The organism is Brachyspira catarrhinii (genome assembly GCF_005518285.1).
Lineage (GTDB): Bacteria > Spirochaetota > Brachyspiria > Brachyspirales > Brachyspiraceae > Brachyspira > Brachyspira catarrhinii.
In genome coordinates this window covers 1-12,569 of the sequence record NZ_SJDU01000027.1, presented here as the reverse complement: position 1 = coordinate 12,569, position 12,569 = coordinate 1, and the positions used below count along the sequence as shown (strand labels likewise).

Below are 12,569 nucleotides of genomic sequence, written 5' to 3'. Positions count from 1 at the left end.
AAATTAGTAGAAACCTTATGCAAAATACTATACTATACTATACTATACTATACTAATATTTTAAATTTTTTATTAGTTTCAATTTATTCCAAAAAGTGCATTTCAATTTCTAATTTTTTGCGAGGTGTAAAATATTATGCCTAACGAAAAATTAAAGAAATATTTGAACGATATTGTCTGGTGGATACCGTTTAGGAAACTTCGAGATTTCATTAGAGAATTAGTCGATACAATTTTAGAAATAAAAGAACAAAATGATATATTATTAAAAGTAGCAAATAATAGTATAGGTTTTATAGTTGTAGAAATTGCAGCAGGATTTGTCGACCAACTTCATCTTTATAGATATGGCTATTCCATTGAAAAATTATATGGAAAAAAAGTATTATACGATATTTCATGGTATAATCGTAGTGGAAAAGACGAAACTGGAAAATATAATAGAAATTTTGAGCTTTTAAATATATTTGATGACTTTACTTTTAAATTAGCTAACAAGAACGAAGTAGAAATTGCAAAAAAATTTTTTATAGATGGACATGAATATGATGGTATCGATATAAGTAATATAATTGAAAATAGTAAATTTCTTTATTTGAATGTTTTTTCACTTTGGAAATCATATACTAAAAAATTAGATTTTAATGAAGTATTTGATTTAGATAAATATATTCTTCCAAAGTTGGATAGCGACAATAAAAGAATTTATGAGGATATTAAAAATTGTAAACATTCATTAGCTTGTCATATTAGAAGAAACGATTATCTTGTAGTGGATTATAGATGGTTTAATTTGAATGAAGAATATTTTATAAAAGCGATTGAAAAAATAAATAAAAAAGTCAAAGGAAAATTAAAAATATATTTCTTTTCGGACGACATGGATTGGGTGAAAAGCAAATTAATTCCTTTAATAAAAGATAAATACGATTATATGGCGGTAGATATAAACGATAACGATAAAGGCTATTTTGATTTTTATTTAATAAGCAATTGCAAATATCAAATCGCATCCGAAGGCGGATTTTGCAGAACAGCTCATATATTCAATAAATATAAAAATAAAATTCTTATTAATCCAAGCGATATAGATGAAAAATATATTAGGAATAAATAATATTATCTTCATATACAATGACTCTTTTAGTATTTAGATTATTATTTTTTAATTTAAACAAGGATAAAATTCTAAATTTAAACTTGACATTATTTTAGAAAAATGATAAAATTAAATAAATGAATTGAGTTAGATTAGTGGAGGCGAAAAATGTTATCGGTGAATAAATTCTCACTTCTCACTTCTCACTTCTCACTTCTCACGCTATAATTATAGCGTTTATTGTCATTTTAAAATTTTTCAAATATTTCATTATACTTCGCTTTGTAAGTATAAACCGAACGAAAGTTTATGATTTTTGGAGTAAATCATGAACTTTTTCAATATATTATACAATGCGACAATTTACCCTATAGAATTTATTATAGAAATCGTATTTTATTATTTTAAAGTAATCGCTCAAAGCAGTTATGCCGAAAGCGTTTTTATAACAAGCGTCATAATAAATATTTTAGCCTTGCCTTTATACAATAAGGCGGAAGAATGGCAGAAAAAAGAAAGAGAAATTCAAAATAAAATGAAGCCCATGATAGACAATATAAAATCGGTTTATAAAGGCGACCAAAGATATTTGCTTATAAGAGCTTGCCAAAGAATCAACGGCTATAAAACGATTTACTCTTTCAGAGGAACTTTGGGACTTCTTATACAAATCCCTTTCTTTTTGGCGGGTTATAATTTCTTTCATAGTTTGACGGGAGCGTATACGGAAAGTTTTTATTTGATAAAAAGTTTGGGCGAAGCGGATAAATTGATTCGCATCGGAAATTTGACTATAAATTTACTGCCTTTTATAATGACATTTTTCTCTCTGCTTTCGACAATAGTTTATTCCAAAAAATTAACATTTAAAGAATCGATTCCAATATTTTTGATGAGTTTATTCTTTTTAGTATTTTTATATAATTCTCCAGCGATACTTTTATTATATTGGACTATCAACTGCGCTTTTTCGTTTTTCAAAAATTTAGTTTTGCTTAATTTGAATAAAATAAAATCCATATTCAAAAACAGAAAATTTATTTTATTCTCTAAAATTTTATACGGTTTATATTCCGTATTTATAGTTATAATGACGACTCTTTTTTATTTAAGAAATTATTTTATAAACAAATCGAGCGAACATGAAATATTAAAAGTTTTGATTATTCATGTAAAAACCTATAAAGATTTATTTTTTATTTGGTTAATTCTATCAATCGTAATTTTAATTTTTATTCTATATAGAAAGAAAATCTTAAAATCTATGGAAATAAAATATAAATTGCGACTCTTCATTTCTTCGATAACGACAATTACGATTTTATCGGGTTTATTTATATTGACTTCTCTTATAGCTTCTTCGGGGCAGGAATTTGAAAAACCTTTTGAAATAATATTGACGAATATGTTTAAATATTTCGGATTATTTTTCGTTTATCCTATGTTTTTATATTTTCTTTTCTCCGACAAATTTAAAAATATAATTACTTTAATATCCGTCATATTGGCTTTATTATTTTTATCGAACACTTTTATAATGGTAATGAACTACGGATTTATAGCGAGCAATTTCAAATTTGAATTGGAATATTTGCTAATTCCAACGACAAAACAAATAATATTAAATTTAGTTTTAATGTTTGTCGTTTTATTTATAGTTTTATTTATTATAAAAAAGAATTTGCAAATTTATTTATTCAATATATTTATAATCGTAATAATTTCTTTGATTTCAATATCCGTATTCGATTTTGTAAAGATAAATAAAGAACAAAAAATATTGTCGGAAATAAATTCTCTAAATAGTCAAATTCAAAATAAAAACGATAATTACGATGTATTTAATTTTTCAAAGACGGGGACGAATATTTTTATAATAATTTTAGACAGAGGCTGCCCCGAATTTGCAGAATTGGTATTCGATGAATTTCCAGATATTAAAGCCGAAATGGAAGGTTTCGTATATTATTATAATACGGTTTCTCTCGCTCCTCAAACTTTCGGAAGCATACAAACTTTATACGGCGGATACGAATACTTAATTCCCGTAGATTTGAATAAAGAATATATTTTAAAAGAACATCATAACGAATCTTTAATAATGATGCCAAAATTATTTTCGGATATCGGATATAAAACAATGACTTTCGCTCCAGCATTTGCAAATTTTTCTTGGACGCCCGATTTGACTATATTTAAAGAACACACAAATATAAAAGCATACAATATTGAAAAAAGTATGATTGAAAAAGAATTAAACACTTTGCTTAATAATTCTGAAAACAATATAACCGAAGAAAAAATATTCGAAGAAAATAAAAGACGAGCTATGAGATTCGCTTTATTTAGAGCGCTTCCCGTATTTTTGAGACATAAATTATATTCGCATAACGATTGGTTTATTCCAAACGGAAATAAAAATTTAACGATAGTGGGAAAAGGAATAGAAGAATACGCTTTATTGCAAGCATTAACAAACCTTACTAAAATAAACGAAGACGGAAATTGTTTTAATTTTATTCATAGCGACACCACGCATGAACCTTTTAATTATAACTACGATTATAAACCGAGCCTTGAAATAAGAGATGTTCCAGAAGAAGATTTGGAATTTTTTGAAAACGATTTTTCCGCAAGAAGTTATTATTCCACCGTAGCGTCTTTTAGAGAACTTTCAAATTTCTTCAAATTCTTAAAAGAAAACGATATTTACGACAATACAAAAATAATTATAACTTCCGACCATTCGGGTTATTTTAATCCGTCCATATTTAACGAAAAAGGAATGGTAGAATTCAAAGTGTTTAACGCTATGATGTTCGTAAAAGATTTTAATAGCAAAGGAAATATAATTGAAAACGGAGATTTTATGACCATAGCCGACATTCCGTTTTTGGCTACGAAGCATTTATTAAACGAAGCTAAAAACCCTTTCACGGGAAATATTATTACGAACGATTATAAAACCAACGGCGTTAATATCGTTTTGACTAAACATAGCGACCCGAAAGGAAATTTCAAAACGAGATTAGATTTTGATTATTATTATCATGTTAAAGAAAATATTTTTGATATAAATAATTGGAAGAAATTTCAAATCGATTGGAAGACTAAAGAGACGAAAGAGATTGAATTGAGATAAGAAATAAAATTAAAATAAATTTTTGAGGAATTGATATGATTTTATCCGTTATAATTTTACTCGTAATAATTCAAAATAGTTTATTCTGTTATATTGACCCTGGCACGGGAAGTTTGCTTTTTTCGGCGTTATTTGGAATAATCGGAACTCTATTCTTTTTGTCGAAAGCGCTTATAATAAAATTAAAAAATTTTTCTCTTACTAACGCCAATAAAAAAGATAAAAACTCTAAAACGAAATCTAAAATAATAATTTATGGAGAAGATAAAAGATATTATAATGTGTTTAAGCCAATAATCGAAGAACTGATTAATTTGGAAATTCCAATTATTTATTATAGTTCGAGCGAAGACGACCCGATTTTTGAAATAAAAAACGATTTGCTTCACAGCGAATTTATAGGAACGGGAAATAAAGCTTATGCGAAATTAAATTTTATAGAAACCGATATTTGTTTAATGACAACTCCGAATTTGGATGTGTTTCAACTTAAAAAATCAAAAGGAGTAAAGAAATATGTTCATATAATGCATGCGCCAAGCGAAGCGGCTTTATATTGCCTTTATTCTTTAGATTTTTTCGATGCGGTTTTGCTAAACGGGAAAAATCAAATTGACGATATTAGAGAGCTTGAAAATTTGAGAAAAACCAAAATAAAAGAACTCGATATTATAGGAAGCACTTATTTGGACGAACTTGAAAAGAAAAAAGAAATTGCGGAAATTAAAAGCAAATTTAAAAAGAATAACGATAAAAGGACGGTTTTAATAGCGCCTTCTTGGGGGATTAACGGTTTGCTTACGAGGTTTGGCGATAAACTTATAGACGCTATTCTTGAAAACGATTTTTATTGTATCGTTCGTCCTCATCCTCAATCTTTAATAGTCGAAAAAGAATTGATTGAAAAATTAAAAGATAAATATAAATATAATAAAAATTTGGAATGGGATTTCGATGTCGACAATATATTATCTCTATCGAGAGCCGATGTAATGCTTTCGGATTTTTCTGGAGTCATATTCGATTACGCTTTTCTTTTTGAAAAACCCGCTATAATACCGAGTTTTACTTTCGATAAAAGAGGAACTGACGCTATAGAACTTAAAGACGAAACTTGGACTTTAAAAACTTTGCCCAAAATTTCCGTTTCTTTAGACGAGAATAATTTTTCGGAAATTGCAAATATAGTGAGCGAAACTATAAATAACGAAACGATAAAAGAAAATATTTTAAAAGTTAAAGAAGAAGCCTATATGTATAGAGGCGAAGCGGGAAAAAGAGGAGCAATATTTTTAAATAAAATGTTAAAAGATTTGGCTTAAATATTAAAAAATTATTTTATTATTTAAAACAAAATAATAAAATAAAAGGAGATTTATAATGAAAGCAGTTATACTTGCAGCGGGAAAAGGTTCGAGACTTTCTCCAATGACTTTATTAAAACCTAAACCTTTATTGAAAATCAACGGAAAAACCATATTAGAAAATATGATAAAATGTTTAAAAAACGGAGGCATTAAAGATATTACCGTAGTTACGGGTTATAAAAACGAGATGTTCAATCCTTATAAAAAGAAATTAGGATTTAAAAAAGTAATTTCTAAAGATTTTGAAACAACCAACAGCGCCAATTCATTAAAACTCGTAATTGATAATCTCGATACCGACACATTAATAATGAACGGAGATTTATATATAAAAAACGATTTTATCAGATATATAAGAAAAAATGTTTCTCAATTTATAGCGCAACATTTAGAAAAAACCAATCATCCTACTTGGCAATACTATATAGACGAAAATAACAAATTAATCGGCATAAATGAAAATAGCATGGGCGGATTATGCGAAACGGGAATCGCATATATCGCTCAAAAGGATTTGAAAATAATAAAACAAGAATTAAAGAAATTGAGCGATAAAGTATATTGGGAATATATAATACAAAAATCTTTTAAGAAGATGGATTTTTATATAACGGAAGTAAAAGGTTTAATTTATGAAATAGATTCTTTTAACGATGCAATAAACCATAACTTATTAACTTCGGACGATATAGCAAAACAATGCTCCGATAATAATAGAGCCGTAAGATTAGCGGGATTAACCAATTATAATTATCGCATAAAATTTATGGGACATGATAAAGTTATAAGAATCCCGGGGTTAGGAACGGAAGCTTTTGTCGATAGACCTGCGGAAAGAAAAATAACATCCGTAATTCCTTCGAGTATATGTCCTAAAACGGAATTTTTTGATTGGGATGTAAAAATAACCGATTATTTAAAAGGCTATCATAGTATAACGGACGAAGATTTGAACACTAAATTTTTCAATTCTTTTATTAAAACATTAACGATATTGCATAGCGTAAAATTAAAAAATAATAAAGGTTTTAAACCTATGTCTATGCATTCGGAAATAGACAAATACGAAAAACTTGCAAATAAAAAAATAACTACCGAAACTCAAAGAAAATATATATTGTCTATAGCTGACGAAATAGAAAGAGATAAACAGGTTTTATGCCATAGAGATTTATTATATGGAAATATAATGTATAATGGCAAGGATGTGAAATTAATTGATTTTGAATATTCGGGATTTTCTTCTAAATATTGGGATTTGGCTAATTTTATCTGCGAGTCTAACGTAAACGATGAGCAGCGTCTGGAGTTTATCAAACTATATAAAGGAGCTGATGAGAAAATGGTTCGAAAATCGCAATTGTTAGTAAATTATCTTTGGACTTATTGGGGAATAGTTAATAATTCAATAGAATATGAAGAATCGCATAAAAAAGGATTAATGAAAAATTTAGAAATATTAAAAGTAAAATAGAATTCGCTATAATATAGTTTTATCTCATAAAAGAAATTATTTATAGTCTATATTTAAAATTATAAATAATACGGTAATCCATTTGCATACTTCTATAATATGTTATTCAAAATTGTTTTTCAGTGTTTTCGATTATCTTCTTCAATTCTGCCCAATCGTCAAACGCTCTCGAAACTAAATCATCGTTCAATATAACTCCAAAATATTGGTAATGTTTTATGAAGTCCAATCCTTCGCTCTCGATACATTTTAATCTTATAGATTGACGATATAAACTTTTATTGGCAAAACTGATTATAATATCTTTCTTATCATACATTCTGCTTATGTCGGACATTTCAATACATTTCAATAACTTGACTAAAGTGTCCGATAACGCCATAAGTATATCGAATCTTTCATAACCAAGATATTCGCCGAATTTGAGTTTATAAATGCTGTCAAACTCTTCTACCGTGAGTTTATACATATTTTGCATATCAAATACCGAATTAATCATATCACAACCATCCATGAATAATAATAGCATATATAACGATATATTGCAAATTTATTATTGATAAAATTTTTTTAATTATTTATAATATTTGATATTAAATAATTTTAATATTATAAGGAATAATTTTTATGAATATTTTTTGTTTTACGAATAAAGGCATAAATTCAAAAATAAATGCCGACACAATATTGTTTGTGAGCGAAGCGATTTCTGGAAATCCGCTCATAATAAACGAACAAAATAATTATAGTCATTTTATTAATTCAATAGAAGGTTCTGCGGTAGGATTGGTGGCGGACGGTTTGGGAGACACTTTCGCATCAAGATTAGCGGTTGAAACTTATAATGAAAATTTTTTAGATTTAATCGAAATAGTCGGGGAACAGGAAGCGATAAATTGGATAATGCATAATTTTATCAAACTTGAAGTTAATGCGGCAAGAGAATCTGCGGACGACAAAAATAAAGCTATGTCGGGCGCTTCGATTGCGGGAATATTATATCATAAATTCGCTGGAGTTTTTATTTTTCATGCGGGCGACTCGAAAGTTTTTGCTATAGATAAAGATAAAGCCATTCAAATAACGAAAGACCATATTAACGGATATGTTTTGGAAAATTGCGCATGCGCTGGCGGAGGACATTATATTTCTATAGAAGGCGCGAGAAGAAATAAAAATCATGATTATTTTATCGCCACAAATTCTATGTGCGAACTTTTATCAAAAAAATATTCTTCCGCAGAGGAAGGAGTTTTTAATATAATGAAATTAAATAATGCCGAAAACTCCATAAACGAATTAAAAAAATTGTCCGAAAATTATGGGGATAATATTACCGCTTTGGGATTAATAAATCCGTTTGAATAAAACGCATTATATAAAATTTGCTTTTTTTATAATGGTATAGTATAATTTCTTAATTGATTGGCTCGGATGATGGAATTGGTAGACATAGCAGATTTAAAATCTGCTGGTCCTTGCGACCGTGCCGGTTCGATTCCGGCTCCGAGCAAATTAAAAAATAATATTAAACATAAAGTAAAATTAAAAAATATGATAAACAATAAAGATAAAATTTCTAAAAAAAACGCCATTATTCTTGCGATAGGAATTATTATATTTGCCGTAAGTTTTCTTTTTATATATTTGGTTGGAGACGCTCCCGAAGGTTTTATGGGATTTTTAGCTCCTTTCACAATACTTATTGGAATTATAGTTTTAGTTATAGGATTTTTATATAAAGCGGATTCTTAAATGATATTTGTAAATCCACAATTTTTATTTATACTTTTTGCCGTTCCGATTATAATATTCTTATATATCAAAACGAGAAAAAATCATTCTTATTCGGTAAAACATCCGCGAGTGAGTATGTCGAAAGTTTTGAAATCGAATTATTATGTCAAAGATATTCCATTCGCTCTTATAATAATTGCGCTTTCTATGTCAATATTGGCTTTGGCGCGTCCCGTAAAAGTTGAACATTTATCCGACATAAATGGAGATGGAATATATATTTCTTTAGTCGTTGATGTTTCCCCTTCGATGATGGCGGAAGACATGAATCCCACGCGACTCGAGGCTTCAAAAAGAACTATGATTGATTTTATAAAAAAAAGAAATTTCGATAAAATAAGTTTAGTCGCTTTCGCTTTAAGGGCTTCCGTTTTACTCCCCGCAACTTTCGATTATACGACTTTGGAAAACGAAATAAGAAGAATTGAAATTGACGAAGAAGGCTCTACTTCGATTGGACTTGGAATTGCAACCGCTGTAGATATGTTGCGAAATATTAAAAGCGATAACGAAAAAATTATTATTCTTCTTACGGACGGAGAAAATAATTCGGGAGAGATTGACCCGAGATTGGCTTCGGAGATAGCTTCAAATTTTGGAATAAAAATTTATACGATAGGAATTGGAGATGCGGCGGGAAGCAGCGCTTGGGTTACATATAACGACCCCGATTACGGCAGAAGGAGAGTTCGAGCGGATTTCACTTTAAATGAAAAAGCTTTAATAAATATCGCAACTATAACGGGCGGAAAGTATTTTAACGCAAAAACGGGAGCGGCGCTTGAAAATGTATATAACACGATAGACAGAATAGAAAAAAAACCGATATTGGACGATGATTTGATTCAATATAAAGAATTGTATAAACCTTTTATAATAATCGCTTTAATATGTTTATGTTTGAGTATAGTTCTCTCAAGCACGAGATTTTTGATAATTCCTTAAATCCCTTGCTATTTTTTATTTGTAAAAAGTGGACAAAAAACAATTTCATTTGTGAGATAAAATGAAAGCAAAAAATATATCCTAACTATACGGAATAATAATTAGTTTAAATTACAAAATCCCGTATTTATTTGAATAGATTTTTACAAAAATTAAACTTATCAATATAAAATCCGATATTTTTATAAAGAATTATATAATTTTTACTCGACATTTTTTAATAATTGTTATAGTATAAATAGATTAAATAATAAAAATTGTCATTACGAGGGTAACGCCCGAAGTAATCCACAAAAAAGAAATTTTATTATTTTGGATTGCTTAGCATTGAAAATGCTCGCACACGCTGTATGCCTCACTCTGTGTGCCTACCGGCAACGGCAATAATGAATTTTTAATTAAAATGCAATTAAGTTTTTCTCTTTACAGAGGAACTATCCCTTTCATATAATATAATTTTTACGAACCTCATGCAGATATGCATGGGGTTTTTATTTTAGTAAAATATATTTTGACAAATAAAAATATTCTATTATAATTTGCTTATGATTAAAAGATACACGAGAAAAGAAATGGGCGAACTTTGGAGTTTGCAAAACGAATTTCAAACTATGCTTGAAGTTGAAATAGCAGCTTGCGAGGCGATGGCGGAATTGGGAGAGATTCCAAAAGAGGCTTTGAAAAATATAAAAGAAAAATCTTCGTTTACTGTTGAAAGAATCGCCGAAATAGAAAAAGAAACTAACCATGATATAATTGCATTTGTCACGGCGGTGCAGGAAAATGTCGGAGAAGGCGGACAGTATATACATAAAGGGCTTACTTCGAGCGATGTGAAAGATACGGCGCTTGCTATTATGATGAAAAAATCGGCGGAAATAATATTAAACGATTTGAAAAAACTTTCGGAGATTTTATTAAAAAAAGCTAAAGAACATAAATATACTTTATGCATCGGAAGAACTCATGGAATCCATGCCGAGCCAATGACTTTTGGACTCAAATTTATTTTATGGTTTGACGAAAACGAAAGAAATATTAAAAGAATAGAGCGTGCGAAAGAAACTGTATCGGTTGGAAAATTGTCGGGAGCGGTTGGAACTTATAGCAATATAAATCCAAAAATAGAAGAATTAGTTTGCGAAAAATTAGGACTCAAAGCGGATAGAATTTCTACTCAAATAATTCAAAGAGACAGACATGCGGAATATTTGACGAGTTTATCTATCGTGGCAAGTTCTTTGGAAAAATTCGCGACTGAAATTAGAAATTTGCAGAGAACCGATTTAAGAGAAGTCGAAGAATATTTTAGCGAAAAACAAAAAGGCTCTTCTGCAATGCCTCATAAAAGAAACCCGATTACTTGTGAAAGAATTTCTGGCTTGGCGAGACTCGTTCGTGCAAACGCTCTCGCTTCTTTGGAAAATATTACGCTTTGGCATGAAAGAGATATAAGTCATTCTTCGGTTGAAAGAGTCATTCTTCCCGATTCCACAATTATAGTCGATTACTGCTTAAATAAATTTGCGGATATTGTCGACAAACTTTTAATTTATCCTCAAAACATGAAAAACAATTTGGAAAAAACGGGAGGATTAATTTTTAGTCAGAGAATTTTGATTAGCCTCGTAAGTAAAGGAATTTCAAGAAACGACGCGTATTTATGGGTTCAAAGAAACGCGATGAAGAGATGGCTTAATAACGAAGATTTTAAAGAGAATATTCGTAAAGACGAAGATATAAAAAAATATTTGTCGGATAAAGAAATTGACGATTGTTTTGATTATCAATACTATTTAAGAAATATTGATTTGATAATGAAAAGATTTGGAATATAAAAATAAAAAATATGCTTATAGATATTCTAACATTATTTCCAACATTTTATGAAAGTCCAATTTCAATCGGAATCATAAACAACGCGATAAAAAATAAAAAAATAAATTTGAATATAGTCAATATGCGAGATTTTGGGGAAGGAAATTATAAAAGATGTGACGATTATCCTTATGGAGGCGGACCGGGAATGATTTTGACTTACGATATATTTAAAAAATATTTTGAAAACAATAACAAAGGTTATACGATAATTTTCTCTCCTTCGGGCAAAACTCTTAAACAAAAAAAAATAAAAGAACTTTCAAAAAAAGAACATATAACGATGATACTCGGACATTACGAGGGAATCGATTATAGAGTGGAAAAAAAATTTGCGAACGAAGTATTAAGCGTTGGAGATTATGTTTTAAGCGGAGGCGAAATTCCAGCGCTTTTGCTTATTGACGCGATTTCAAGATATAAAGATATTTTGAATAATAAGGAATCCGTTTATAGCGACACTTTTGAAAAAAATTCTTTCGGGCTTTTGGAATACGAACAATACACTCGCCCCGAAAAAATAGACGATATGGAAGTTCCGAGCGTTTTAATTTCTGGCAATCATAAAAATATTGAAGAATACAGAAGAGCCTCAAGTTTGATTAAAACTTTCAAAAACAGAGCGGACATGTTTTCGGACATTAAACTCTCAAAAAAAGATTTGAATATTATTTTCGATTATCTTATAAATAAAAAACGATTATAAAAAATTTATTCAACCTATTGATAAAAATTATAAATATTGTATAATTGCTCCTATGATACAGTTAAATAAAACTATTATAAAACAAATTAGCGCGAGCCGAGCCGAGCCGAGCGCTTCAATTTAAACTTTTTTCAAGTTTATGTTTACTTACTAATTATAAA

General features: G+C 28.9%; 10 protein-coding genes and 1 tRNA gene. 10 read left to right on the top strand and 1 reads right to left on the bottom strand.

Annotation, left to right across the window (positions count from 1 at the left end; genetic code table 11):
* The first annotated feature begins 136 nt into the window (after positions 1-136).
* From EZH24_RS01985 to EZH24_RS01970, 4 genes are all read left to right on the top strand, one after another.
* Entirely contained in the window at positions 137-1,117 is a 981-nt protein-coding gene (locus tag EZH24_RS01985; protein ID WP_137997464.1) for an alpha-1,2-fucosyltransferase, read from the top strand.
* Positions 1,118-1,427: 310 nt separating this feature from the next.
* Positions 1,428-4,241 (top strand): YidC/Oxa1 family membrane protein insertase, encoded by a 2,814-nt coding sequence (locus EZH24_RS01980; RefSeq protein ID WP_137997463.1) that lies wholly within the window; start codon positions 1,428-1,430, stop codon positions 4,239-4,241.
* A 35-nt stretch (positions 4,242-4,276) separates the two neighbouring features.
* Positions 4,277-5,563: a CDP-glycerol glycerophosphotransferase family protein gene (locus EZH24_RS01975; protein WP_137997462.1), complete on the top strand. Its 1,287-nt coding sequence runs from the start codon at positions 4,277-4,279 to the stop codon at positions 5,561-5,563.
* A gap of 58 nt (positions 5,564-5,621) precedes the next feature.
* Complete coding sequence (locus tag EZH24_RS01970) at positions 5,622-7,082, top strand: sugar phosphate nucleotidyltransferase (protein WP_137997461.1); 1,461 nt, start codon at positions 5,622-5,624, stop codon at positions 7,080-7,082.
* A 106-nt stretch (positions 7,083-7,188) separates the two neighbouring features.
* Here the strand turns inward: EZH24_RS01970 and EZH24_RS01965 are convergent, their stop codons facing one another.
* Positions 7,189-7,581 carry a hypothetical protein gene (locus EZH24_RS01965; protein ID WP_137997460.1) on the bottom strand — a complete coding sequence of 131 codons (393 nt, stop codon included), beginning with the start codon at positions 7,579-7,581 and terminating at the stop codon, positions 7,189-7,191.
* A 128-nt stretch (positions 7,582-7,709) separates the two neighbouring features.
* Here EZH24_RS01965 and EZH24_RS01960 point away from each other — a divergent pair, with 128 nt between their 5' ends.
* The 6 genes from EZH24_RS01960 (at position 7,710) to trmD (ending at position 12,408) form a co-directional block, all read left to right on the top strand.
* On the top strand, positions 7,710-8,450 hold the full coding sequence (locus EZH24_RS01960) for a protein phosphatase 2C domain-containing protein (protein ID WP_137997459.1): 741 nt from the start codon (positions 7,710-7,712) through the stop codon (positions 8,448-8,450).
* A gap of 60 nt (positions 8,451-8,510) precedes the next feature.
* A tRNA-Leu gene (locus EZH24_RS01955) sits at positions 8,511-8,595 on the top strand.
* Between the two features lie 41 nt (positions 8,596-8,636).
* Positions 8,637-8,837: a hypothetical protein gene (locus EZH24_RS01950; RefSeq protein WP_137997458.1), complete on the top strand. Its 201-nt coding sequence runs from the start codon at positions 8,637-8,639 to the stop codon at positions 8,835-8,837.
* A complete protein-coding gene (locus EZH24_RS01945; protein ID WP_137997457.1) occupies positions 8,838-9,824 on the top strand; it encodes a vWA domain-containing protein in 987 nt (328 codons plus the stop codon).
* Positions 9,825-10,369: 545 nt separating this feature from the next.
* Complete coding sequence (gene purB / locus EZH24_RS01940; protein WP_137997456.1) at positions 10,370-11,662, top strand: adenylosuccinate lyase; 1,293 nt, start codon at positions 10,370-10,372, stop codon at positions 11,660-11,662.
* A gap of 11 nt (positions 11,663-11,673) precedes the next feature.
* The gene (gene trmD / locus EZH24_RS01935) at positions 11,674-12,408 is read left to right on the top strand and encodes a tRNA (guanosine(37)-N1)-methyltransferase TrmD (protein ID WP_137997455.1); all 735 of its coding nucleotides are present in this window, start codon (positions 11,674-11,676) and stop codon (positions 12,406-12,408) included.
* Positions 12,409-12,569: the final 161 nt, after the last annotated feature.